At 73.1% G+C, this 22,863-nt stretch carries 25 protein-coding genes; 14 read left to right on the top strand and 11 right to left on the bottom strand.

What is annotated here, in order from left to right; genetic code table 11:
* Positions 1-17: 17 nt before the first annotated feature.
* On the top strand, positions 18-923 hold the full coding sequence (locus tag QRN89_RS04780) for a Gfo/Idh/MocA family protein (RefSeq protein ID WP_290348101.1): 906 nt from the start codon (positions 18-20) through the stop codon (positions 921-923).
* On the opposite strand, the gene lnt is transcribed toward QRN89_RS04780, so the two are convergent.
* The 5 genes from lnt to QRN89_RS04755 form a co-directional block, all read right to left on the bottom strand.
* Complete coding sequence (gene lnt / locus QRN89_RS04775; RefSeq protein WP_290348100.1) at positions 847-2,454, bottom strand: apolipoprotein N-acyltransferase; 1,608 nt, start codon at positions 2,452-2,454, stop codon at positions 847-849. The genes QRN89_RS04780 and lnt overlap by 77 nt on opposite strands.
* Before the next feature lie 71 nt (positions 2,455-2,525).
* Complete coding sequence (locus tag QRN89_RS04770) at positions 2,526-2,984, bottom strand: nuclear transport factor 2 family protein (protein WP_290348099.1); 459 nt, start codon at positions 2,982-2,984, stop codon at positions 2,526-2,528.
* Positions 2,985-3,033: 49 nt separating this feature from the next.
* Positions 3,034-5,046, bottom strand: a complete 2,013-nt coding sequence (locus QRN89_RS04765; protein ID WP_290348098.1) for an APC family permease — start codon at positions 5,044-5,046, stop codon at positions 3,034-3,036.
* A gap of 128 nt (positions 5,047-5,174) precedes the next feature.
* The gene (locus tag QRN89_RS04760) at positions 5,175-6,047 is read right to left on the bottom strand and encodes an undecaprenyl-diphosphate phosphatase (protein ID WP_290348097.1); all 873 of its coding nucleotides are present in this window, start codon (positions 6,045-6,047) and stop codon (positions 5,175-5,177) included.
* Between the two features lie 375 nt (positions 6,048-6,422).
* Positions 6,423-7,133, bottom strand: coding sequence for a TVP38/TMEM64 family protein (locus QRN89_RS04755; protein WP_290348096.1), 711 nt, complete (start codon positions 7,131-7,133; stop codon positions 6,423-6,425).
* A 49-nt stretch (positions 7,134-7,182) separates the two neighbouring features.
* Here QRN89_RS04755 and QRN89_RS04750 point away from each other — a divergent pair, with 49 nt between their 5' ends.
* The 5 genes from QRN89_RS04750 (at position 7,183) to QRN89_RS04730 (ending at position 11,355) form a co-directional block, all read left to right on the top strand.
* Positions 7,183-7,881: a DNA alkylation repair protein gene (locus tag QRN89_RS04750; RefSeq protein WP_290348095.1), complete on the top strand. Its 699-nt coding sequence runs from the start codon at positions 7,183-7,185 to the stop codon at positions 7,879-7,881.
* An 89-nt stretch (positions 7,882-7,970) separates the two neighbouring features.
* Positions 7,971-8,168 (top strand): hypothetical protein, encoded by a 198-nt coding sequence (locus tag QRN89_RS04745; protein ID WP_290348094.1) that lies wholly within the window; start codon positions 7,971-7,973, stop codon positions 8,166-8,168.
* A 109-nt stretch (positions 8,169-8,277) separates the two neighbouring features.
* The gene (gene tuf / locus QRN89_RS04740; RefSeq protein WP_290348093.1) at positions 8,278-9,447 is read left to right on the top strand and encodes an elongation factor Tu; all 1,170 of its coding nucleotides are present in this window, start codon (positions 8,278-8,280) and stop codon (positions 9,445-9,447) included.
* A 65-nt stretch (positions 9,448-9,512) separates the two neighbouring features.
* Positions 9,513-10,418: a patatin-like phospholipase family protein gene (locus tag QRN89_RS04735; protein ID WP_290348092.1), complete on the top strand. Its 906-nt coding sequence runs from the start codon at positions 9,513-9,515 to the stop codon at positions 10,416-10,418.
* Positions 10,419-10,509: 91 nt separating this feature from the next.
* A complete protein-coding gene (locus QRN89_RS04730; protein ID WP_290348091.1) occupies positions 10,510-11,355 on the top strand; it encodes a spermidine synthase in 846 nt (281 codons plus the stop codon).
* Between the two features lie 22 nt (positions 11,356-11,377).
* On the opposite strand, the gene QRN89_RS04725 is transcribed toward QRN89_RS04730, so the two are convergent.
* From QRN89_RS04725 to QRN89_RS04715, 3 genes are all read right to left on the bottom strand, one after another.
* Positions 11,378-11,881, bottom strand: a complete 504-nt coding sequence (locus QRN89_RS04725; protein WP_290348090.1) for a nucleoside deaminase — start codon at positions 11,879-11,881, stop codon at positions 11,378-11,380.
* 448 nt (positions 11,882-12,329) lie between these two features.
* The gene (locus tag QRN89_RS04720; RefSeq protein ID WP_290348089.1) at positions 12,330-13,637 is read right to left on the bottom strand and encodes an MFS transporter; all 1,308 of its coding nucleotides are present in this window, start codon (positions 13,635-13,637) and stop codon (positions 12,330-12,332) included.
* A 43-nt stretch (positions 13,638-13,680) separates the two neighbouring features.
* A complete protein-coding gene (locus QRN89_RS04715) occupies positions 13,681-14,703 on the bottom strand; it encodes a DUF8017 domain-containing protein (RefSeq protein WP_290348088.1) in 1,023 nt (340 codons plus the stop codon).
* 94 nt (positions 14,704-14,797) lie between these two features.
* On the opposite strand from QRN89_RS04715, the gene QRN89_RS04710 reads away from it, so the two are divergent.
* The 5 genes from QRN89_RS04710 (at position 14,798) to QRN89_RS04690 (ending at position 17,699) form a co-directional block, all read left to right on the top strand.
* The gene (locus QRN89_RS04710) at positions 14,798-15,253 is read left to right on the top strand and encodes a DUF4442 domain-containing protein (RefSeq protein ID WP_290348087.1); all 456 of its coding nucleotides are present in this window, start codon (positions 14,798-14,800) and stop codon (positions 15,251-15,253) included.
* 255 nt (positions 15,254-15,508) lie between these two features.
* Positions 15,509-16,210 carry a DedA family protein gene (locus tag QRN89_RS04705; protein WP_290348086.1) on the top strand — a complete coding sequence of 234 codons (702 nt, stop codon included), beginning with the start codon at positions 15,509-15,511 and terminating at the stop codon, positions 16,208-16,210.
* Between the two features lie 21 nt (positions 16,211-16,231).
* Entirely contained in the window at positions 16,232-16,762 is a 531-nt protein-coding gene (locus QRN89_RS04700; protein ID WP_290348085.1) for a gamma carbonic anhydrase family protein, read from the top strand.
* 490 nt (positions 16,763-17,252) lie between these two features.
* On the top strand, positions 17,253-17,414 hold the full coding sequence (locus tag QRN89_RS04695; RefSeq protein ID WP_290348084.1) for a hypothetical protein: 162 nt from the start codon (positions 17,253-17,255) through the stop codon (positions 17,412-17,414).
* A 111-nt stretch (positions 17,415-17,525) separates the two neighbouring features.
* Positions 17,526-17,699 (top strand): CsbD family protein, encoded by a 174-nt coding sequence (locus QRN89_RS04690; protein WP_290348083.1) that lies wholly within the window; start codon positions 17,526-17,528, stop codon positions 17,697-17,699.
* Positions 17,700-17,811: 112 nt separating this feature from the next.
* Here the strand turns inward: QRN89_RS04690 and QRN89_RS04685 are convergent, their stop codons facing one another.
* Complete coding sequence (locus QRN89_RS04685; protein ID WP_290348082.1) at positions 17,812-19,029, bottom strand: FUSC family protein; 1,218 nt, start codon at positions 19,027-19,029, stop codon at positions 17,812-17,814.
* Between the two features lie 162 nt (positions 19,030-19,191).
* Here QRN89_RS04685 and QRN89_RS04680 point away from each other — a divergent pair, with 162 nt between their 5' ends.
* On the top strand, positions 19,192-19,929 hold the full coding sequence (locus QRN89_RS04680; RefSeq protein ID WP_290348081.1) for an acyltransferase: 738 nt from the start codon (positions 19,192-19,194) through the stop codon (positions 19,927-19,929).
* A gap of 41 nt (positions 19,930-19,970) precedes the next feature.
* Here the strand turns inward: QRN89_RS04680 and QRN89_RS04675 are convergent, their stop codons facing one another.
* Positions 19,971-20,837, bottom strand: coding sequence for a DMT family transporter (locus QRN89_RS04675; RefSeq protein ID WP_290348080.1), 867 nt, complete (start codon positions 20,835-20,837; stop codon positions 19,971-19,973).
* Positions 20,838-20,929: 92 nt separating this feature from the next.
* Between QRN89_RS04675 and QRN89_RS04670 the strand changes: the two genes are divergently transcribed.
* Entirely contained in the window at positions 20,930-21,502 is a 573-nt protein-coding gene (locus tag QRN89_RS04670; RefSeq protein WP_290348079.1) for a helix-turn-helix domain-containing protein, read from the top strand.
* Positions 21,503-21,634: 132 nt separating this feature from the next.
* Positions 21,635-22,192: a YbaK/EbsC family protein gene (locus QRN89_RS04665; RefSeq protein ID WP_290348078.1), complete on the top strand. Its 558-nt coding sequence runs from the start codon at positions 21,635-21,637 to the stop codon at positions 22,190-22,192.
* A 66-nt stretch (positions 22,193-22,258) separates the two neighbouring features.
* Here the strand turns inward: QRN89_RS04665 and QRN89_RS04660 are convergent, their stop codons facing one another.
* Positions 22,259-22,666 (bottom strand): CoA-binding protein, encoded by a 408-nt coding sequence (locus tag QRN89_RS04660; protein ID WP_290348077.1) that lies wholly within the window; start codon positions 22,664-22,666, stop codon positions 22,259-22,261.
* Positions 22,667-22,863 lie beyond the last annotated feature (197 nt).

Here is a 22,863-nt window from a genome sequence, read left to right as displayed (position 1 = left end):
GGACTGGGGAGGTCCAGGTGAAGGTCGGCTGCATCGGGCTCGGGGACATCGCGCAGAAGGCCTATCTGCCGGTCCTCACCGCCCTGCCGGGCGTCGAACTGCATCTGCAGACGCGTACGGCGGCCACTCTCGACCGGGTCGCCGCCGCCCACCACCTTCCCGCCGGCCGGTGCCACACGAGCCTGGACTCCCTCCTCGGCGCCGGGCTCGACGCCGCCTTCGTCCACGCCCCCACCACCGTCCACCCGGGGATCGTCACCCGGCTGCTGGAGGCCGGCGTCCCCACGTACGTCGACAAGCCCCTCGCCTACGAACTCGACGACTCCCAGCGGCTGGTGGAGCTCTCCGAACGGACCGGCACCAGCCTCGGCGTCGGCTTCAACCGCCGCTTCGCCCCGGGGTACGCACAGTGCCTGGAGCACCCCCGCGACCTGATCCTGATGCGCAAGAACCGGGTCGGCCTCCCCGAGGACCCCCGCACCCTCGTGCTCGACGACTTCATCCACGTCGTCGACACCCTGCGCTTCCTGCTCCCCGGGCCCGTCGAGCACACCGGCGTGCGGGCCCGTGTCCGCGACGGGCTCATGCACCACGTGGTGCTCCAACTCTCGGGTGACGGATTCACCGCCCTCGGCATGATGAACCGGATGAGCGGCTCCGCCGAGGAGATCCTCGAAGTCTCCGGACAGGACGCCAAGCGCGAGGTCCTCAACCTCGCGGAGGTCGTCGACCACAAGGGTCAGCCGTCGGTGCGGCGCCGCGGCGACTGGGTGCCGGTCGCCCGGCAGCGCGGCGTCGAGCAGGCCGTGCTGGCCTTCCTCGACGCCGTCCGCGCCGACAAGTTCCTCAGCGCCCAGGACGCACTGGCGACCCATGAGCTGTGTGAGCGGGTGGTGCGGGAGGCCCTGGAGCAGGCCTCCTGAGAGCACGCAGGCCCTCGGCCGCGCAGAACGCAGCCAGCACCGCCAGCGCGCCGTACACCGCCCAGTCCCCGAACCGGGCGTACGGCGTGGTGCCCCGGGCGAGCGGGATCCCGTAGACCGCCGCGGTGCTCCGGTCCGTGCCGAGCCGGGGGCCCAGCCGCTCCCCTTCCGGCCCGTACACCGCGCTCACCCCGGTCAGCGTGGCGTGCACCATCGGCCGGCCCGTCTCCGCCGCCCGCAGCGCCGCCAGTGAGGCGTGCTGCGCGGGCGCCCAGCTGTCCTGGAACGTGGAGGTGGCGGACTGTGCCACGAGCAGCTCGGCACCGCTCCTCGCGAGCCTTCTGCTCATGTCCGGGAATGCCGACTCGAAGCAGACCAGGGGACCCACCCGCAGAACCGAGCGGTCCTCGCCGCCCCGCAGGGCCATCACCACCTGACGGTCGCCCCGCATCCGGTCCTCGCCCGCGGCCTTGCCCACCGACGTGGCCCAGCCGAGGACGGTGCGGAAGGGCACGTACTCGCCGAAGGGGACGAGCCGCATCTTGTCGTAGCGATCACCCGTCGGCCCGCCGGGACCCACCAGCACACTGCTCTTGAAGATCCCCGGCCGGTCGGAGCGCCGGGCGTCCACGTTCACCAGCACATCGGCGCCCACCTCACGCGACAGCGCGGCGAGCCGGGCCGCGAGATCACGCCGCACCGCCAGATCCGCGCCGACGCTGCTCTCACCCCACACCACGAGGTCCGGCCGCTGCCCCGCCAGTTGCCGGGTGAGCTCCTCGCTGCGGGCGAAACGCCGCTCCGCGCCGCCCACGCCGTTGACGACCCCCGGCTGGACGACCGCCACACGGATCACCCCGCCGGTCCGGTCCGGCCGCGGCGCCCACAGCCACACCGCGCCCGCCGCCACCGCGCACGCGCACACGGCGGCGACCGCCGTGATCCGCGCCGGGGGAACGGCCACCAGCACGGCCACCGCGGTGTTCACCGCCACCACCAGCAGCGTCACCAGCCACACCCCGCCCACCGAGGCGAGCCGAAGCGCCGGCGGGACCTGCCACTGGCTCGCGCCCAGCAGCCCCCACGGACCGCCCAACCCCTCCCAGGACCGCACCAGTTCGATCGCCAGCCAGCCCGAGGGGACGACGGCGACCGCCACGGCCGCCCGCCCGGCGGAGGGCCTGCCGGCCAGCACCGTCCGGACCAGCAGTCCCCACGGGGCCCACAGCAGCCCCAGCAGCGCCGCCAGGACCACGAGGAAGACATGCAGGTTCGGCATCAGCCAGTGGTGCACCGCGATCATGAAGCCGGTGCCGCCGAGCCAGCCGTCCAGAGCGGCCCGGCGGGCCGTGGGAGCGGTGCGGAGGACCAGCAGCCACGGCACCAGCGCGACGTACGCGAACCACCACAGCCCGGGGTCGGGGAACGCGAGCGCGGGCAGCGCGCCCGCCGTCACCGCGGCCGCGCCACGCCACCACGGCGACGACAACAGCCGGGTCGGCTGCTCCCGCCGGCCCACCGGAATCCGCATGCAGCGCCTCCACGAGAGCGGTGTCTGCCTCCAGTGTGGAGGAGCGGCCCGGGCCGGGACAGGCACGTCGATCATTCGGCCGCGCGCAGGAACGCGGCATGCCGCCACTTCTCGTGCACGGTCACCCGGCTCAGCCGCCAGCCGTCGTCGCCGCGCGCCAGGCCGAACGAGTAGCGGCCGCCGGCCACGAAGTCGTCTCCCGACTCCAGCCGCATCGGATTGACGTAGTCGGCCTGCACGTCCGCCCGGTCACCCGGGTACCCGTCCACCTCCCGCAGGAGAACCCGCCGGTTCACGATCAGGTGCTGGCGCACGGGGAACAGCCGCATCGTCTCCGCGAGCCAGCCCGCCACCTCGGCCGCCGGCCCCTCGATCCCTCCGGCGTCGCGGTAGTCGGCGCGCCCGTCCTCGGTGAACAGTGCCCGGTACGCGGGCCAGTCGGCGTCGTCCACGGCCACCGCGTACCGGGTGACGACTTCGTCGATGGCGAGCCGGTCCATCACGGTCGCGAGATCCACGCGCTGCGTCATCGGGCAAGTGTCGGGCAGCGGGCGCGCCACGCCAAGGGGCCCGGCACGGTCAGGGCCGGGGAGGGGGGACCGGTTCGCCGCGGCGCACCGCGCCCGGGGCGCGGGCGGCGGGGTGGTCGGCGTGGGCGGCGGACTGCAGCTGCCAGGGGACGCTCGTGACCATCACCCCGGGTGTGAACAGCAGACGGCTCTTCAGCCAGAGCGCGGACTGGTTGTGCAGCACGTTCTCCCACCAGTGGCCGACGACGTACTCGGGGATGAACACCGCGACGACGTCCCTCGGACTCTCGCGCCGGATCGAACGCACGTACACCAGTACCGGGCCCGTGATCTCCCGGTACGGCGAGTCCAGGACCTTCAGGGGCACATCGATCCCGGCTTCCTCCCAGTCCCGTTTCAGCTCGGCGGCGGAGTCCCGGTCGACGGCCACGGTCAGCGCCTCCAGCCGGTCCGGGTGGGTGGCACGGGCGTACGCGAGCGCCCGGAGCGTCGCCTTGTGCAGCCGGGAGACCAGGACCACGGTCAGCACCCGCGAGGGCAGCGCGAGTTCCTTGTGGGGGTCGGTGACCGCCAGTTCGGCCGACGTGGCGTCGTAGTGCCTGCGGATGCTGCGCATCGTCACCCACAGCACCGCGGCCGCGAGGACCGCCAGCCAGGCCCCCTGGGTGAACTTGGTCAGCAGCACGATCACCAGCACGAGCGCCGTGATGACCGCGCCGGTCCCGTTGACGATGCGGGACGTGCGGTGACGGCGGCGCAGCACGGGGTCCGTCTCGGAGCGCAGTTGGTGCCCCCAGTGCAGGACCATGCCGGTCTGGCAGAGCGTGAACGAGGTGAACACGCCGAGGATGTAGAGGTGGATGAGGCTCGTGACGTTCGCCCGGTACGCCCACAGCAGCACCCCCGCGACGACCGCGAGGGCCAGGATGCCGTTGGAGAAGGCGAGCCGGTCGCCCCGGTTGTGCAACTGGCGGGGCAGGTACCGGTGCTGGGCGAGGATCGAGGCGAGCAGCGGGAACCCGTTGAAGGCGGTGTTCGCGGCGAGGATCAGGACGAGGGCGGTCGCGGCCTGGACGTAGTAGAAGCCGAAGCTCCCCTCCCCGCCGAACACGGAGGCGGCCAGCTGCGCGATGACGGTGCGCTGCGTGTAGTCCTCGCAGTCGGGCAGGCCCGTCAGCCGACAGGGGTCGTCGGCGATGCGGACGTCGGCGACGATCGCGAGCGTGGTGACGCCGACGAACATCGTGACGGCGATGAGGCCCATCGCGGCCATCGTGGCCGCGGCGTTGCGCGACTTCGGCCTGCGGAACGCCGGGACGCCGTTGGAGATCGCCTCGACGCCGGTCAGCGCCGTGCAGCCGCTGGAGAACGCCCGCAGGACCAGCATCACCAGGGCGAGGCCGACGAGGTTCGCCTCCGCCGGCACCGGCTCGATGCCGTACTGCGCGGTCGCCGCCACCGGGGGATCGCCCAGGAGGTACCGCAGCAGTCCCGTGCCGCACATGAGGAGCATGCCGGCGATGAACAGATACGTCGGCGCGGCGAAGGCCCGGCCGGACTCGCGTACTCCGCGCAGGTTGATCGCGGTCAGCAGACCGACGAAGACGAGCGCCATCAGCACGCGGTACTCGGCCAGCGCGGGCACCGCCGAGATGATGTTGTCGACCCCGGAGGCCACCGACACGGCCACGGTCATCACGTAGTCGACCAGCAGCGCCGCGGCGACCACGAGGCCCGCCGAGGGCCCGAGGTTGGTCGAGGCGACCTCGTAGGAGCCGCCGCCGCTGGGGTAGGCGTGCACCACCTGGCGGTACGACAGGACCACCACGGTCATCAGGAACACGACCGCGGCCGCGATCCACGGCGTGAAGTGCAGATAGGCCAGCCCGCCCAGGGTGAGGACCAGGAGGATCTCCTGCGTCGCGTAGGCCACCGAGGACAGCGGGTCGGAGGCGAAGATCGGCAGCGCCAGTCGTTTCGGCAGCAGCGTCCCGCCGAGTTCCTCGCTGCGCAGCGCGCGACCGAGCACCAGCCGTTTGAGGAACGCCGTCACGTTGAACACGCCGCGAGGTTATGCGGGGGACCCGGTACGGCCCCGCCCCGCCGCGCCGTCGCGCAGCGGGGCGGGGGGCGTCATGGGCCGCCCGGGGGACCTCCGGGGACGCGCGAGGTCGGCGCCGGGGCGGGAGGTCAGCCCGCGGACTCGCCCGCGTGGGGGCTGAGCACGTCGGTGCCGACGAGGATGAAGATCAGGATGCCGAGGATGATCCGGTAGACGACGAAGGGCATGAAGCTCTTGGTCGTGATGAACTTCATGAACCAGGCGATGACCGCGTAGCCGACGGCGAACGCGATGACTGTCGCGAAGACGGTCGGGCCCCAGGACACATGGCCCTCGCCCGCGTCCTTCAGCTCGAAGACGCCCGAGGCGAGGACGGCCGGGATCGCCAGCAGGAACGAGTAACGGGCCGCCGCCTCACGGGTGTAGCCCATCAGCAGACCGCCGCTGATCGTGGCGCCGGAGCGGGACACACCGGGGATCAGGGCCATGGCCTGGCACACGCCGTAGATCAGGCCGTCCTTGACGGACAGGTCCCGCAGCGACTTCCGCTCCTTCACGACGCGGTGCTTGCCGCCCGCCTCGTCACGGGCCGCCAGGCGGTCCGCGACCCCGAGGACGATGCCCATGACGATCAGCATGGTGGCGGTCAGCCGCAGATCACGGAACGGTCCCTCGATCTGCTCCTTGAGCGTGACGCCGAGCACGCCGATCGGGATGGAACCGATGATCACCAGCCAGCCCATCTGGGCGTCGTGGTCCCGGCGCATCGCCTTGTCCGTCAGCGAGCGGAACCAGGCGCCGACGATGCGGGCGATGTCCTTGCGGAAGTAGATGAGCACCGCCGTCTCGGTGCCGATCTGGGTGATCGCGGTGAACGCCGCACCCGGGTCGTGCCAGCCGGCGAAGGCGGCGGTCAGGCGCAGGTGCGCGCTGGAGGAGATGGGGAGGAACTCCGTCAGCCCCTGGACGAGCCCGAGGATGAGTGATTCGAACCACGACATGAAAGCTAAGCCGTCCAAGTACTGGTCAGGTCGGAACGTACGGTACGGGCCGCGATCATGCGCCCATCGCGTGGCAGCGTAGCGTCCGAAGGTTTCGGGGTGTCGGGCGGGCTGCCCGCACGGCGGCCGCGCAGCCCCGGGCCCCGCGGCGGGGACGCCGCCGCCGGGCGGCCGGAGGGGTGGGCGTGGTGCGTGGTGGCGGGGCGCGGGACCGGCCGGGGGCGGTGGGCGTCCGCTCCGCCGGCGCTGTCGTCGGGTCTGCGGTCTGCGGTCTGCGGCTCCGGGACTGCCGACCTGGCGGTGGCGCGCCGAGGTCTGCGGGCGTGGGCCGGTACGTGGCGCGCTGCGGTGCGCCGGGACGGGCCGAGCGCTCCGTCAGGCGTCGTCGCGGGTCAGGCGGTGGCGCTTGCGCCAGGCGACGGTGGCGCCGGCCAGGGCGGAGACGACGATGAAGCCCGCCGCGGCCAGGAAGACGGGCGACGTGGGCGACGCGGCGGTGCTCCCGGCGATCACGTACGCCGCGGTGTTGGGGACCGAGCCCAGGCCGGTGGCCAGCAGGAAGGGGAGGTAACCCATCCGGGACACCGCGGCGCAGTAGTTGGCGGCGGCGAAGGGGATGCCGGGGAACAGCCGCAGCGCGAGCATCGAGCGGAACCCGTGCCGGCTCAACTGCCCGTCCGCGGCCTTGAGCCAGCGGCCGCGCAGCAGCGGCCGCAGCGCGTCCTGGCCGAGGAAGCGCCCCAGGGTGAAGGAGATGCCCGCGCCCAGCACCGTGCCGGCGACCGCCGCCGCCAGACCCGCCTGCGAACCGAAGAGCGCGCCCGCCGCCAGGTTCAGCAGGGGTCTCGGGACGAACGCCGCGGTGCACAGCCCGTACGCCACGGCGAAGAGCGCCACCGCCGTCGCACCGCCGACCTGCGGCGGCCAGCCCGCCACCAGCAGCTGCTGCGGTTCGTACGCCACGACCGTCGACGCCGCGGCGGCCAGGACGGCCACCAGCAGTGCGAGGCGGGACCAGGGGGAGAGGAGGACGCGGCCGAAGCGGAGAGCGAAGCCGTCGCGCGGCCCGGGGACGGGGTCGAGCATCCGGGGAGACTAACCGACCGCGCCGTGTGATCGCCGTAAGGTGTGGCACATGACGCTCCCGGTGCCGCGCAGCGCCCTCGCCGACACGGTGCTCGAACGGCTCACCGCGACCTATCCGGCCGCCGCCGACCCCGTCCGGGCCCGGGAGGCCGCCGCCTACATGAAGGACGTCGCCCCCTTCCTCGGGATCCGCACCCCCGAGCGCCGCGCCCTGTCGCGTACGGTCCTCGCCGGCACGCCCCGGCCCTCGGAGGCCGACTGCACGGCGATCGCGCTGCGCTGCTGGGAGCTGCCCGAGCGCGAGTACCACTACTTCGCCGCCGACTACCTGCGGCGTCACGCCGGACGCTGCTCGTCCGGGTTCGTCCCCGTGGCGCGCCGCCTGATCACCACCGTGTCCTGGTGGGACACCGTGGACACCCTCGCCGCGCACGTCGTCGGCGCGCTCGTCGCGGCCGATCCCGGGCTGGCCCGGGTGATGGACCGCTGGATCGAGGACGACGACCTCTGGATCGCCCGGACGGCTCTGCTCCACCAACTGCGCCACAAGGACGCCACGGACGCCGAGCGGTTGTTCCGGTACTGCCTGCGCCAGTCCGGCCATCCGGACTTCTTCGTCCGCAAGGCCATCGGCTGGAGCCTGCGCGAGTACGCCAAGACCGATCCGGACGCCGTGCGCGGCTTCGTCGACTCCGCGCGCGACCGCCTCGCGCCGCTCTCCGTGCGGGAAGCGCTGAAGAACCTCTGACGCGCGGCGGGCGGTCGACCGCCACCCCGCCGGTCCCGGCCGGCGAAAACCATTCGACGGGCGTCGATGCCGTCGGCGATCATCGACGCATGTTCCGGCAGACCTTCCCCGCAGCGCCGTCCGCAGTCGCGGACGCGCCGAAGGCTGTCCGCTTCCCCGCCTTCACGGCTTTCACGGCATTCCCCACGGGCCTCGCCGCCGCTGCGGCTGCCGCCGGGACGGGCGCTGCCACGGCCGTCGTCACCGCGGCCGACGCGGCTGTGTCCGCCGGCGGCGCCCGAAGCTGACTCTCCCCGGATCGTCCGGCGGACCCCGCAGGGGGAGGGTCGGTACGGCCCAGGGGTCCCCCTCCGCGAGGAGTTCACTCTCGAGTTCCGGGAAGGAACTGCGACAGCCATGCCCAAGACGGCATACGTGCGGACCAAGCCACACCTCAACATCGGCACCATGGGCCACGTCGACCACGGCAAGACCACTCTGACCGCGGCGATCACCAAGGTCCTCAGCGAGCGCGGGACCGGCACCTTCGTGCCGTTCGACAGGATCGACCGCGCCCCCGAGGAGGCCGCCCGCGGCATCACCATCAACATCGCGCACGTCGAGTACGAGACCGACACCCGGCACTACGCCCACGTCGACATGCCCGGGCACGCCGACTACGTCAAGAACATGGTCACGGGCGCCGCCCAGCTCGACGGGGCGATCCTCGTGGTCTCCGCGCTGGACGGGATCATGCCGCAGACCGCGGAGCACGTCCTGCTGGCCCGTCAGGTCGGTGTCGACCACATCGTCGTCGCCCTCAACAAGGCCGACGCGGGCGACCCCGAGCTGACCGACCTCGTCGAGCTGGAGGTGCGCGAGCTGCTCACCGCGCACGGATACGGCGGGGACGCGGTCCCGGTCGTGCGGGTCTCCGGCCTCAGGGCCCTCGAGGGCGACCCGCGCTGGACGTCCGCCGTGGAGGCGCTGCTCGACGCCGTCGACACCTATGTGCCGATGCCTGTCCGCTACACCGACGCGCCGTTCCTCCTGTCGGTGGAGAACGTCCTCACCATCACCGGCCGGGGCACGGTCGTCACCGGGGCGGTCGAGCGCGGCACCGTCCGCGTGGGCGACCGGGTGGAGGTGCTCGGGGCCGACACCACCACGGTCGTCACCGGTCTGGAGACCTTCGGCAAGCCGATGGACTCCGCCGAGGCCGGGGACAACGTGGCCCTGCTGCTGCGGGGCGTGCCACGCGACGCGGTCCGCCGCGGCCATGCGGTGGCCGCGCCCGGCAGCGTGACGCCGAGCCGTCGGTTCACCGCTCAGGTGTACGTGCTCTCCGGACGTGAGGGAGGCCGTACGACGCCGGTCACCACCGGTTACCGACCGCAGTTCTACATCCGGACGGCGGACGTCGTCGGGGACGTGGACCTGGGCCAGGCGGCGGTCGCCCGGCCCGGCGACACGATCGACATGACCGTCGAGCTGGGCCGGGACGTGCCCTTGGAGCCCGGGCTGGGCTTCGCGATCCGCGAGGGCGGGCGGACCGTCGGGGCGGGCACGGTCACCGGTCTGGTCTGACGCGGGGATCCGCCGCCCGCCCACGGCGGGCGGCGGATCCGCCCCGTACACGTCACACTGCATCCATGGCCGACATGGACCACAAGGGCACGGACGCGGGCACGGACCGGGAGGGACCGCCGGGGCGGCGCGGAACCGCGCTGGTGCTCGGCGGCGGCGGACTGGCCGGCATCGGCTGGGAGGTCGGTGTGCTGCACGGTCTCGCCGAGGCCGGGGCGGACGTCTCCGCGGCCGATCTGATCGTCGGGACCTCGGCGGGATCGGTGGTCGGCGCCCAGCTCTCCTCCGGGCTGCTCGCCCTGCCGGAGCTGTACGGGCGTCAGCTCGCCGATCTCGAGGGGGAGGTCCCCGCCGGGATGGGCCCGACCGTGCTCGCCCGTTACGTCTGGGGCGTGCTGCGTTCGCGGGACGCCGAGGCGTACGGCGCGCGCATGGGGCGGCTCGCGCTCTCCGCCCGCACCGAGCCGGAGGAGGTCCGGCGCGCGGTCTTCGCCGCACGGCTCCACACCCACGAATGGCCGTCGGCACGCCGCCTCGTCGTCACCGCGGTGGACGCCGTCACCGGGGAGTTCCACGCGTTCGACCGGGACAGCGGGGTGGGGCTGCTCGACGCCGTCGGCGCCAGTTGCGCCGTGCCCGGAGTCTGGCCGCCCGTCACGATCGACGGGCGGCGCTTCATCGACGGCGGTGTGCGGTCGTCCACGAACGCGGACCTCGCGGCCGGATACGGCACCGTCGTCATCGTCGCGCCCATCTCGGTCGGCGGCGGGCCCGTGCCCTCCGCGCGTGCGCAGGCGTCCAGGCTCGCCGCCGCGGGAGCGAACGTCGTGCTGATCACCCCTGACCGTGCGGCGCGCAGGGCGTTCGGGCGCAACGTCCTCGACCCCGCGCGCCGGGCGCCCTCCGCCCGCGCCGGCCGCGCGCAGGCGGTCGCCCACGCGGAGGCGGTACGGGCCGTCCTGACGACCTGAACCCCGGCCCGCCGTCCGGTCCCGGCCGCCCTTTCCCGGCCCTGGGCCCCTCCGGCGTTCGCCGGGACGGCCATGGGCGGACAATGGGCAGGTGGACGACCCCATCCCCGTCGAGCGCGCCGTGGACAACGGCACCGCCAAGCTCCTGCCCGACATCGACCGGCCCCGGGCCTGGCTGCTCACCGTGGAGGGAGCGCCGCAGTCGTACGTGGACCTCGACGATCCGACGCATCTGGAGTTCGAGTACGCACGGCGACTCGCGCACGTCATCGACGCGACGGCGGAGGAGGGCACACCGCTCGACGTCCTGCATCTCGGCGGCGGCGCCCTCACCCTGCCCCGGTACGTCGCCGCCACCCGCCCCGGCTCACGGCAGGACGTGGTGGAGGCCGACCGCGGACTGCTGGCACTGGTCGCCGAGCGGCTGCCGCTGCCGCCCGGCTCGGGGATATCCGTCCACGCGGCGGACGCGCGCGCGTGGCTGGAGCGAGCGCCCGAGGACTCGGCGGACGTCCTGATAGCCGACGTGTTCGGCGGCTCGCGGGTGCCGGCCCATCTCACCTCCCGGGAGTACGCCGGAGCCGCCGAGCGAGCCCTCCGCCCCGGCGGCGTCTACGCGGCGAACCTCGCCGACAGCGCCCCGTTCGACTTCCTCCGCTCCCAACTGGCCACTTTCGCGGCCGTGTTCCCGGAGCTCGCCCTGGTCGCCGAGCCGGGAGTGCTGCGCGGACGCCGCTTCGGCAACGCGGTGCTGCTGGCCTCGCACACGCCGATCGACGTCGCCGGCCTCGCGCGCCGTACCGCGTCGGACGTCTTCCCGGCCCGTGTGGAGTACGGCGACGGCCTGCGGCGCTTCATCGGCGACGCCCGGTCCGTGAGCGACGAGGACGCGACCGGATCACCCGAGCCGCCCGCGGGTTCGTTCGGCGTCGGCTGACCGTCCGGGCGCGGACCGGCGATCAGGCGCCGGGCCGTTCGCCGTGGGCGCGGCGGTGCAGTTCCCGGACCTCCTCGGCCAGACCCGGCACCGGCCCCTCGACCGTGAGGCCGGGGACGACGTCCCGCACCGGCAGTGCGCGCACCGGGGCGGCGGGCAGACCGAGTTCGGCCAGCCAGGCGACCGTCTGCTCCGCCGAGCTCACGTACACGATGCGGCCCAGGCCGACCCATCCGTGCGCCGCCGCGCACATGGGGCAGTGCTCGCCCGAGGTGTACACCGTGGCGGCGGCCCGCTCCCGCTCCGCCATGTTCTCGGCCGCCCACCGGGCCAGCGTGAACTCCGGGTGGCGCGTCGCGTCGCCGGCCGTGGCGACCCGGTTGCGGTCCTCGGCGAGCACGCTGCCGTCCGCCCCGACCAGTACGGAGCCGAAGGGTTCGTCACCGGCCTCCGCGGCCTCGGCGGCGAGCTCGACACAGCGGCGCAGATGGCGCAGCTCGGTCTCGGGACGGTCCTTGTGCGTCACGGCCGCTCCGTTCGTCCGGTGTGCCCAGGGGGCCGGGCGGACCGCCGTCCGTGCCGGTGGCCCCGGCGCAGCCTACGCAGCACGGCTTGCCGGCGGGACGCGACACGGGTGTGCCGGGCGGGTCAGGGCTGTGTGTCGGGGCGTCGCTCGTCCGTCCGTGGGCGGGCCGGGTGTGCCAGGCGGGACCCGGCATCGGGGCGGGCAGGATGCGACCCGGGCTGCGCCTGGGAGCGTCGCCGTCCGTCCGGATACGTGACGGGCCGACGGACCTGACCGGGACCGACACGGACGCGACCGGGACCGGGACCGGGACGGACGGACGTGACCGGGACCGGGACCGGGACCGGGACCGACGGACGTGACCGGGACCGACACGGACGCGACCGACGGACGCGTCCGGGCGCGCCCGTCGCAGCGCCACCCGCCCGCCGGAGGGCGGACGCGACGGTTACAGGGTTTCCCGCGTGTGCAGTTCGGTCGCCGTGCCGGCGGCCGGCGCCGGGGCGGGGCCGTGGCCGGCCACGTGCTTCGTACGGCGCGTCAGATTCCGTACGTCCGGGACCAGCAGCACCAGCGCCGTCACGATGACGATCAGCGCCGCGCAGCCCCACAGCGCCGTCTCCCGGCCGAAGAAGCTCTCCGCCGGACCGGCCAGGGCCGTCGAGAGCGGCAGCATCGCGGTCGACCCGAACCAGTCGTACGCGGACACCCGGGACAGCTTCTCCTCCGGGATCTCCTGGTGCAGCGTGGTCATCCAGGCGACGCCGAACACCTCGATCGCCGCGCCGCTGACGAACATGACCACGATCAGCGCCCCGATCGACACCGGCACCGCGAGCGCCGCCGACGGCAGCGCCAACGGGAACACGCACAGCGTGCCGACGAGCAGCATCCGCCGCGGCTTCCAGCGCATCATCAACAGCGCCCCGCCCAGCGTGCCGGCGCCGAACGCCGCGAGCGCGAGGCCCCACGGGCGGGCTCCGCCCAGCGACTCCTCGGCGACCAGCGGCCCGTACACGGCGTCCGCGGCACCGACGACCGCGACGACGACCGAGAACTGCGCCACGATCGACCACAGCCAGGGGCGGCTCGTGACTTCCTTCCACCCGTCCCGCAGATCGGCGAGCAGGCCGTCACCGGGGGCCCGCGCCGGGATGTGACCGACGTCGAGGAACGCGCGGAGCGCGCCGGCGACCGCGAACGCGGCGGCGTCGACGGCGAGCACCCAGCCCGGGCCGACGGCGGCGATCATCGCGCCGCCGAGCGCCGCGCCGCCGATGCCCGCACCGTGCATCGCCATCCGGAAGAGCGCGAAGGCCCGGCCGGCGTGCTCGCCGTCGACGGTGGACATCAGCATGCCCTCGGCGGCGGGGTTGAAGAACGCCTGCCCGGTGCCGCAGAGCGCGGTGAGGAGCATCATCTGCCACAGCTGCGGGTCACCGGCCAGGACCAGTACGGCGAAAGCCGCCTGCGACACGCAGTTGAGGGCGTTGGCCGCCACCATGACACGGTGCCGCGGCAGCCGGTCGGCGATCGCGCCGCCGATGAGCAGGAACAGCACGAGCGGGAGGGTGCGGGCCGCCGCCACCAGCCCCACGTCGCCGCCGTCGCCGCCGGACTCCAGCACCGCGAACGCCGCGGCGATCAGCGCGCCGTGCGCGCCCAGGTTGGTGACGATCGCGGCTGCGGTCAGCAGCGAGTAGTTGCGCCCGGCCCATTCGGGACGGCGGCGGAGGAGCGGCGTACGAGAAGTCACCCCGGGACTATCGCCGCCGCCGCCCTCACTTGCCAAACCGGTTTCAGGACGACGGGATCTCCGCGAGCCGCACGGTCCCCAGGATCTGCTGGATCGTCGCGTCCGGGATCTCCCCGGTGACGCCCTTGTTGGCGTAGAGCACCCAGGAGGCGAAGTCACCCTTGGCGTTCTTGAAGGAGAAGGCGATGGCCTTGCCGTCGCTGTCGCACTTGTTCTCCTTCTTCACCCCGATCGCTGTCGCCGTCGCGACATGGCCGCTGAGCCCCGACTTCGTGGTGTACGGCTGCGCCTTGGTGACCTTGACGGTGCCCTTGGGCTCGGTCTGGGCATAGGCGGCCCAGACCCAGTTGCCTGCCTCGTTGTACGCGGCCTCGGCGGTGTTCTTGGCGCCCTGGCCGCCCTTCGTGCCGGTCGCGCCCAGCCCGGAGTCCTCCGCCTTGCCGTCGAGGTCGGAGTCGACCGAGCACCACTTGCTCTTGAAGTAGGCGGGGGCGGTCATGACGACGACGGGCGAACCGTCGCCCTTCTTCTCGTCCTCGAAGCCGGTGGCCACGCCCGTTCCCGCGATCTCCCAGCCCTCCGGCACGTCGAACTGGGTGCCGTGCTTCGGGTTGGTGACGACCTTCCAGCCCGGGATCGTCGGCGCGGCACCGCCGGAGCCGTCGCGCGGGTTGTCGGTGGGTGAGGGGGCCTCGGTGGGTCGGGACGACGACGCGGCGGGCTTCTTGCCGTCCGCCACGTCCGGGCCCTTGTCGTCGTCCTGCAGCACGAGGACACCGGTGATCACGGCGGCGGCGACCACGGCCGTGGCGGCGACGATCGCGACCACGACGGTCTTCTTCTTGTCCTGGGGGCCGCCGGACTGGGGCGGTCCGGGGACGGTGTACTGCGGCACGGTCGGCTGCTGGTACGGGTTGGGCTGCTGGTAACCCTGCTGCGGGTACCCGGGCTGCTGCGGGTAGCCCGGCTGCTGATACGGGTTCTGCTGCTGGTACCCCGGCTGCGTGTAAGGGTTCTGGTCCTGCGGGTTCTGCTCGCCCCCGGGCGGCTGCTGTCCTGGCCACATGGCGAGTAACCATAGAGGTGCGGCGTGTTCGGTGGCACGTCCGCCCCCGTGAGGGGATGGCGAAGTTCTGCTACCCGTGGGTAACATCCGGTGCATGAGTGCAGACCAGATGTCCGTCGGTGAGCTGCTCGCCGCCACGGTCCCCATGGCCAGGACCCTGAACCTGGAGTTCCTGGAGACCTCCGCAGAGCGTGCCGTGGTCCGGTTGCCGGACCAGGCCGACTACCACAACCACGTCGGCGGGCCGCACGCCGGAGCGATGTTCACGCTGGCCGAGTCCGCCAGCGGAGCGATCGTGCTCGCCGCCTTCGGCGAGCAGCTGTCGCGGGCCGTGCCGCTCGCGGTGAAGGCCGAGATCGCCTACAAGAAGCTCGCCAAGGGCGTCGTCACCGCCACGGCGACCCTCGGGCGCCGCGCGGCGGAGGTCGTCGCGGAACTGGACGCCGGTGGGCGCCCCGAGTTCCCGGTGACCGTCGCGATCACCCGTGACGCGGACGGCGCGGTGACCGGCGAGATGACGGTCGTCTGGACGCTGCGTCCGAACGGCTGACCCTCCCGCGGCGGACGCGGCGCCGCTGCCGCCGGCCGCGGTGCCGGGCGGGCTCGCCGGACCCGCCGCGCACGCGGGAAATCCCGGGCGTCCCCGCGCCCCCGACCGGACGCGGGGAACGTCCTTCGCTCCAGGTAGGCTGCCCGGCGTGCGCGGCGGAGAGCGCACGCCGGGCAGCCCGAGCCCGATCGCACACGGGCAAGGGCGGGCTCCACGACCACGAGCCGACGCCCGGGACAACGGGAGGACCCTGCGTTGCACGTCCAGGAGTGGCTCGAGACCGTGCCGGCCGTGGCCGTCTACGTCCTGGTGGGCGTGGTCATCGGACTCGAGAGCCTCGGGATCCCGCTGCCGGGTGAGATCGTCCTCGTCAGCTCCGCCCTCCTCGCCTCCCAGCACGGCGACATCAACCCCTGGGTCCTCGGCGCCTGCGCCACCGCCGGCGCGATCATCGGCGACTCGATCGGCTACGCCATCGGGCGCAGGGGCGGACGGCCCCTGCTGGCCTGGTGCGGCGGCAAGTTCCCCAAGCACTTCAGCGAGGCCAACATCGCGCTGGCCGAGCGGTCCTTCCAGAAGTGGGGTATGTGGGCCGTCTTCTTCGGCCGCTTCGTCGCCCTGCTGCGGATCTTCGCGGGCCCCCTCGCCGGCGTGCTGCGCATGCCCTACTGGAAGTTCCTCGTCGCCAACGTCTTCGGCGGCATCCTCTGGGCGGGCGGTACGACCGCCGTCGTGTACTCGGTCGGTATCGTCGCCGAGGCGTGGCTGAAGCGCTTCTCCTGGCTGGGACTCGTCCTGGCCGTGGCCTTCGGCGTGACCTCGATGCTCGTCCTGAGGAGCCGCGCCAGGAAGGCGGCCGCACGGGCCGGGGCCGCGGACGGCGGTGGGACGGCCGCCCCGGCGGACGGCCCGGTCCCGGCATCGCCTACGGTGCCGGTGGGCGCGGCACCGAAGTAGCAGGGCGAGGAGACGAAGACGATGGGTGAGCAGGCACTGATCTCGGGAGTCGGCGGCAAGGAGCCGCAGATCTCCCCGGAGGCGTTCACCGCGCCCACGTCAGTCGTGATCGGCGAGGTCACCATGGCGGCGGGCGCGAGCGTCTGGTACCACACCGTGCTGCGCGCCGACTGCGGCCCCATCGTGCTCGGCGCCGACAGCAACGTCCAGGACAACTGCACCGTCCACGTCGACCCCGGGTTCCCCGTGACCGTCGGCGAACGCGTCTCCGTCGGCCACAACGCCGTGCTCCACGGCTGCACCGTGGAGGACGACGTCCTCGTGGGCATGGGCGCGACCGTCCTCAACGGCGCCCACATCGGCGCCGGGTCCCTCGTCGCGGCGCAGGCGCTCGTGCCGCAGGGCATGCGCGTGCCACCGGGCTCCCTCGTCGCCGGAGTGCCGGCGAAGGTCAAGCGGGAGCTCACGGACGAGGAGCGCGAAGGCATCAAGCTCAACGCCGCGATGTACCTGGAGCTGGTGAAGAGCCACCGCGCGGCGGTCGACGGCTGACGCGCGGCCGGTCGGGGAGGCGGTCCCCTCGGGTGGTCCGCCGGGCCCGGTGGGCGCCGGGCTCGCGGTTCGCCCCGGGCGCTCGGCGGTACGGCTCTCCGGCCGTCCCTCCGATCCTTCGCCGGTCGGTCCGTCCGGTGTCCGGCTGCCTGGCTGTGCGGCCGGTCGTATCTCCGTCCGTTCGCCGGTCGGTCCGTCCGGTGTCCGGCTGCCCGGCTCCTCCGGCCGCGTGCGCTGTCCGTCCGCCTGCTCCGGTCGAGGTACGGCTACGGGCTCGCGCGCCCCTTCGCCCTGCCACGTCGCCCGGCCCACCGGTTCTCATCGGGTTCCGTGGCGCCCGACGTCAGCGCGGCCGTCTCCCTCCGGGCGCGCGGCTGCCGTGGCCCTCGCGCGCAGGTGCCGCGCACCTCGGCATCGCCCGCCGTCACATGGGTACCCGCCTGCGCAGAAGACCCCGGAAGACCCGTGGAGAAACCCGGAAGGCGCAACCATGACCACCCCGAAGGAACCGCCCCCGGACGGGCCCGAACCCGTGCCGAGCGGTCCCGAGCCCGTACCGCGCGATCCCCAGCCGCCCGAGCCCTCGCCGGACCCGGCCCCGCCCGCCGACCCCGAACCGGGCACCCGCCCGACGCCCGAGCCGCCGGACTGACGTCCGTTCCACCCGAGTGTCCGTGTGCTCAACGTCACCGATTGCGGACGCTGGGTGAGCGGCGCAAGGTGGATGTGCCAGTCCACCCCCCACGCTGAAGGGACCACCGACATGGGCAAGGCAAAGGCCAAGGCGAAGCAGGCCAAGGGCAAGATGAAGGAAACCGCCGGCAAGGTCATGAGCGACCGCGAGATGCAGGCCGAGGGCCGTGGCGAGCAGATGGCGGGCAAGGCCCAGGAGGCCGCGCACGACGCCGGCGAGCGGATGAGGAAGTCCGGCCGCTGAGTCGGGCCTACGCCGCTCATGCCCGGGGCGGCCGCACCGCACTTCGTGCCGGCGCGGCCGCCCCGGTGCGTCCGGGGTCCCGCGGACACGGCGACATCCCGCTTCCCCGGTCTCAGTCGTCGTTCCGTCCCAGGCTGCGTCGGATCCGGACCTTCACGTCGTCGAGCCACCTGCGGCTCGACAGGCGCTCGCGGGCGTGCCGGTCGAGTTCCTCGATGAGTCGTTCGGAGCGCTTCTCGACGTCCAGTTCATCGAGGATCCGGTCCGCCTCCGCGAGCAGCGCCCCGTGCAGCTGCCAGTGCCGATGGTCCTTGCGCAGGTCGTCGAGCAGCATCGCGGCGACCCTGTCCCGGCAGACGCGGCCCTCGGCGAGTTCCTGCGACAGGCGGGCCTCGGCGTCCGCGCCGGTGACCGACATCTGGGTGGTGATCAGTGAGGTGAAGGCCCCGATGGCATCGGACAGATGACCGAACAGGTCCTGCAGCCCCTTGGTCACGGCAGGAGGGAAGAGCGTCCCGTCGGGCTGGGTCTTCGCCAGGTCCGTGAGCGTCCGGCAGGAGACCCGCAGGATCACCGCGCAGATCTCCAGCGCGTCCAGCCCGGTCCGGAGCACGACGCGGGAGAGCACCGGCTCCTTGACCCGCGGATTGAAACGCAGACTGTCCTCCGCCTGCCGCAGCGCCGCGTCCACCTGCACGATGTCGTGATCGAGCCGGCGCGCCTCGTGCAGCCTGGCCGCCGCCTGCGCCACCGGCGTGTGCTCGCCGAGTTCCTCGGCGATGTGCGCCAGCAGCCCTCGCATCCGCCCCGCCAGGTCGCTGATCGCCGCGCTGGCGTCGCTCACCCAGACGGGCGGCACGAAGAGGACGTTGAAGAGCAGCCCCACCACGGCGCCGATCAAGGTCTCCAGCACCCGGTCCCAGGCCGTCGACGTCACCTGTGTCACGCCGAGGACGAGCATGGCGCTGATCGCCACTTCGGGCACGAACTCGCCGACCTTCACGAACCGCCCGATGACCAGCGAGGCGAGGATCACCAGCCCCAGACTCCACCAGCTCAGCCCGACCAGAGCGCTGAAGCCGATCGCGATCAGCACGCCCGCCACGACCGAGTTCACCCTCCGGATGCCGGTCGTGAGCGTGGAGTAGAGGGTGACCTGGACGACGAGGAGCGCCGTCAGGGGCGCGGTGAGGGGTACGGCCTCACCGCTGAGCTGGAGGGCGATGACGTAGGAGACGACCGCGGCGGCGGTGGATCGCACCGTCTGGACGACCGCCGGTTCGCGATGACGCCGTACCAGGTCACGGAGCGGTTCGCTGGTTGCTGCCACTCTTGTTCTTTCCCCTCGTCCCCTCGTCGTGGATACGCAGGTCCTCCCACCCCAGACTGCCGTCTGGGCCGTCCCTCGCAATTCCGCACGCCGCACGGCGTGGGGCGAAGATCACAGCGCACGTCCCGGGTTGCCCGCACCCGGGCCCACTAACGTGTCCTGGTGCCGAAAAACCGAAACACGTTCTCCCCGCTGACCGCCTGGTGGGGGCGTCTGCTGTCGCGGGCCGTGCACAGTGGCCGGCGCTGGGCGCAGGAAGCGGGCGCGGTGACCGCGGAGCGGCCGGGACCGCTGCGTTTCCGCAGGATCGGCGCCGGTACACGGCTGGCGTTCCCTCAGGGAACGGTGTTCGGAGAGGCGTGGATCGAGCTCGGTGAGCACTGCATCATCGCGGAGCAGGTGACGCTGACCGCGGGCATGATGCCCGGCCTCGATCTCGGTCCCGATCCGATCCTCACCCTCGGCAACGGTGTGGTGCTGGGCCGCGGGAGCCACGTCATCGCCGACACGACGGTGACCATCGGCTCCGACACGTACTGCGGTCCGTACGTCTACATCACCTCGACCAACCACAGCTACGACGATCCGCACACGCCGGTCGGCAAGCAGTGGCCGCGCGCCGAGCCCGTGGAGATCGGGCCCGGCTGCTGGCTCGGTACGGGCGCGGTGATCCTGCCCGGGGCGCGGCTCGGCCGCAACGTCGTGGTCGCGGCCGGGGCCGTCGTCCGCGGCCGGGTGCCCGACCACGCGGTGGTCGCGGGGGCGCCCGCGAAGGTGGTCCGCAGCTGGGACCCGGTCGAGGGCTGGCAGCCGCCGCTCAGGTCGCCCGCGCCCCTGCCGATCCCGGAAGGCGTGACTCCGGAGCAGCTGGTCGCCCTCGCCGAGCTCGAGGAGCGCTGACCGGCCCGCCGTCCGGCGGAACCTGCCAGCCGGCGACAGGGTCAGCCCGTCGCCAGGAGGACCGTGCCGACGAGCGCGAGCCCGGCGCCGGCGGCCTGCACCGCGCGGAGCCGCTCCTTGAGCACGCCGCGCGCCGCCAGGGCCGTGACCACCGGGTACAGCGAGGCGAGCACGGCCGCGACCGCCACCGGACCCTGCTGTGCGGCGATCGAGTACGTACCGTTCGCGGCGACGTCGGCCAGACCGACGAAGGCGAGTGCCGGCAGCGCACGGACGACCGGACCCCGTCCGCCGTCCTCCGGCAGCGCACGGCCGCCCCGCTTCACCGACACGTACAGCGCCGCGCCGCCCACCAGCACGTTCGTGACCCGCTGGACAAAGAGCGCCAGGAAGAGGCCGGTGAGCGTGGTCGATGCCTCGGCGATGAGCGCCATCACGGAGCCGAAGCCGAACGCGGCGAGCAGGGTCAGCAGGACCGCCTGCCGCTGCACGGGTGCGCCCCGCAGTTCCGGGCCGCCGGCGAGCAGCACGCCCACGACGGCCACGGCGATGCCCGCGAACTGCAGCAGCCCCGGCCGCTCGCCGAGGAGGAGGCCCACCGACACGGGCACGACGACACCGAGCGACCCCAGCGGGGAGACGACCCCCATGGGGCCGAGAGCCAGCGCCTTGTAGAAGCTCAGCATCGCCACCGGTCCCACGACGCCGGCGGCCACCGCGTACCAGAGCTCGGGACCGGCCTCGCTCCAGCCGCCGGTCGCCACGACGATCGCGCCGAGCACGGCCACGGCGATCGTCTGCGACACCACCACGACCGTCAGTGCGGGGATTCGTCGTGTCAGCAGTCCGCCGCCGAAGTCGGCCAGCCCCCACAGAAGGCTGGTGGCCAGGGCGAACAGTGCTGTCATGAGTGCCTCGCAGTACAGTTCGGTGAACGATCGGGTGCACCACACCGTAGTGCAATGTATTGAACTAATCCATTGATTATATTGGACGGAATGTGTCGGACCTCGACCAGCTCACGCAGTCGCTCGCCCGGAACCTCAAGCGCTGGCGCGGCGAGCGGGGGTTCACGCTCGACGCCCTTGCCGCCCGCTCGGGGGTCAGCCGCGGAATGATCATCCAGATCGAGCAGGCGCGCACCAATCCGAGTGTGGGCACCACGGTCAAACTCGCCGACGCCCTCGGGGTCAGCATCACCACGCTCCTCGACTACGAGAAGGGCCCGCAGGTCCAGCTCGTGCCGCGAGAGCAGGCCGTACGGATGTGGTCCACCCCCGGCGGCAGCTCGACCACGCTCCTCGTCGGCACCGAGGCCCGGGGCCCGCTGGAACTGTGGGCCTGGACGCTGATGCCCGGGGAGGAGAGCGCCTCCGATCCCCATCCCGACGGCACCGTCGAACTCCTGCACGTCACCTCCGGGGAACTGACCCTCGTCGTCGACGGGCAGCCGTACACCGTGCCCGCGGGTACCTCGGCCACGTACGAGGCGAACGTGCCGCACGTCTACCGCAACGCGGGCACCGGGACGGTCGAGATGACCATGGCCGTCTCCATCCCGCCCGTCCGCTGAGCCGGCCGGCGCCGGCAACCCCGTGGGCTGACGCGGCCGTCGGCAACCCCGTGCGTCGAGGCGGCCGGAGTCGGCAGCCCGTCCCCCGAGACGGCCCGCCGGGGACGTCCCGTCCGCTGTTAGCGTGCCCGTATGCGCGCACCCATCGGAGACTTCGACGACGCCCGGCCCGCACCCGACTGCCTCGACCTCCTCACCGCGCCGGTCGCCGACGCCGTACGGGCCTGGCAGGGCGACGTCCCGGCAGAGCAACTGCTCTACGTCGACACCGACCCGGCCATCGCCGACACCGCGGTGTTCGTCGAGCACCACGGAGCCGACCTCCTCGGCACGTCGGCCAACTGTGTCGTCGTGGCCGGGAAGCGCGGCGGGGAGACGACCCTCGCCGCGTGTCTGGTCCTGTCCAGGACCCGGGTGGACGTCAACGGCGCCGTGCGCCGCCGACTCGGGGCCCGCAAGGCGTCGTTCGCGTCGATGGAGACCGCGACGGGCGAGACCGGCATGGAGTACGGCGGGATCACCCCGATCGGTCTGCCCGTCGGCTGGCCGCTGCTCGTGGACTCCGCGGTCGTCGACACGGAGTGGGTGCTGATCGGGAGCGGCCGCCGCCGCGGCAAGCTGATCGTGCCCGGGAAGGTCTTCGCCGGGCTCCCCGGCGCAATGGTCCTGGACGGCCTCGGCACCGCCTGACCCACCCGGCACGGCCGGACGCGGTCCGGGCCGTCTCACGCCGGCCCGGCTTCCGGCCCCACCGTGTCAGTCGAGCAGGGGGATCTCGATCGCCGGGCAGCGGTCCATGACCATGTCGAGGCCCGCGGCGCGGGTCCGCTCGTACGCCTCCTCGTCGATGACGCCCAGCTGGAACCAGACGGCCTTGGCGCCCTTGGCCACGGCCTGATCGGCGACCGTGCCCGCGAGGTCGCTGTTCACGAAGACGTCCACGACGTCGACGTCGAACGGCACGGCGTCGAGGGACGGGTAGCCCTGCTCCCCGTGGACCGCCTCGGCCTTCGGGTGCACCGGCACGATGCGCTTGCCGTGGCGCTGCAGGACCTTGGCGACTCCGTAGGCGGCGCGCCGCTCGTTCGTGGAGAGGCCGACGATCGCCCAGGTGTCGCCGAGTTCGTTCAGGATCCTGCGGACGGTGTCCGTCTCGCTGTGCACGCTGTGTCTCCCTCGGGTCGCATGTCCGCCTGAGACGGGAACGGCCGACAGCCGCGAGCCATTCCCGGTGGGCGCGGGTCGGAGGCGATCGGTACCGAACCCGTACGACGGATACGACTCCCGCGGCAGTCCTGCGTAAGAGCCGGGGTTCCGGGGCGACCGGGTCGCGCAGGGCGGGTGTCCGGGGCGCCGCACCT

Origin of the sequence: Streptomyces sp. HUAS CB01, assembly GCF_030406905.1 — a bacterium.
Taxonomy (GTDB): Bacteria; Actinomycetota; Actinomycetes; order Streptomycetales; family Streptomycetaceae; genus Streptomyces; species Streptomyces chengbuensis.
Note: the sequence above shows the minus strand (reverse complement) of the source record. Positions and strands in the feature narration are given on the sequence as shown.

Bases quoted from the DNA above. Each gene is read 5' to 3' on its own strand.
- QRN89_RS04755 (WP_290348096.1), bottom strand. From the start codon at position 7,133: ATGCTCGACCCCGTCCCCGGGCCGCGCGACGGCTTCGCTCTCCGCTTC.
- QRN89_RS04665 (WP_290348078.1), top strand. From the start codon at position 21,635: ATGCGCGCACCCATCGGAGACTTCGACGACGCCCGGCCCGCACCCGAC.
- QRN89_RS04675 (WP_290348080.1), bottom strand. From the start codon at position 20,837: ATGACAGCACTGTTCGCCCTGGCCACCAGCCTTCTGTGGGGGCTGGCC.
- QRN89_RS04695 (WP_290348084.1), top strand. From the start codon at position 17,253: ATGACCACCCCGAAGGAACCGCCCCCGGACGGGCCCGAACCCGTGCCG.
- QRN89_RS04750 (WP_290348095.1), top strand. From the start codon at position 7,183: ATGACGCTCCCGGTGCCGCGCAGCGCCCTCGCCGACACGGTGCTCGAA.
- QRN89_RS04745 (WP_290348094.1), top strand. From the start codon at position 7,971: ATGTTCCGGCAGACCTTCCCCGCAGCGCCGTCCGCAGTCGCGGACGCG.
- tuf (WP_290348093.1), top strand. From the start codon at position 8,278: ATGCCCAAGACGGCATACGTGCGGACCAAGCCACACCTCAACATCGGC.
- QRN89_RS04760 (WP_290348097.1), bottom strand. From the start codon at position 6,047: ATGTCGTGGTTCGAATCACTCATCCTCGGGCTCGTCCAGGGGCTGACG.
- QRN89_RS04690 (WP_290348083.1), top strand. From the start codon at position 17,526: ATGGGCAAGGCAAAGGCCAAGGCGAAGCAGGCCAAGGGCAAGATGAAG.
- lnt (WP_290348100.1), bottom strand. From the start codon at position 2,454: ATGCGGATTCCGGTGGGCCGGCGGGAGCAGCCGACCCGGCTGTTGTCG.
- QRN89_RS04770 (WP_290348099.1), bottom strand. From the start codon at position 2,984: ATGACGCAGCGCGTGGATCTCGCGACCGTGATGGACCGGCTCGCCATC.
- QRN89_RS04710 (WP_290348087.1), top strand. From the start codon at position 14,798: ATGAGTGCAGACCAGATGTCCGTCGGTGAGCTGCTCGCCGCCACGGTC.
- QRN89_RS04715 (WP_290348088.1), bottom strand. From the start codon at position 14,703: ATGTGGCCAGGACAGCAGCCGCCCGGGGGCGAGCAGAACCCGCAGGAC.
- QRN89_RS04735 (WP_290348092.1), top strand. From the start codon at position 9,513: ATGGCCGACATGGACCACAAGGGCACGGACGCGGGCACGGACCGGGAG.
- QRN89_RS04700 (WP_290348085.1), top strand. From the start codon at position 16,232: ATGGGTGAGCAGGCACTGATCTCGGGAGTCGGCGGCAAGGAGCCGCAG.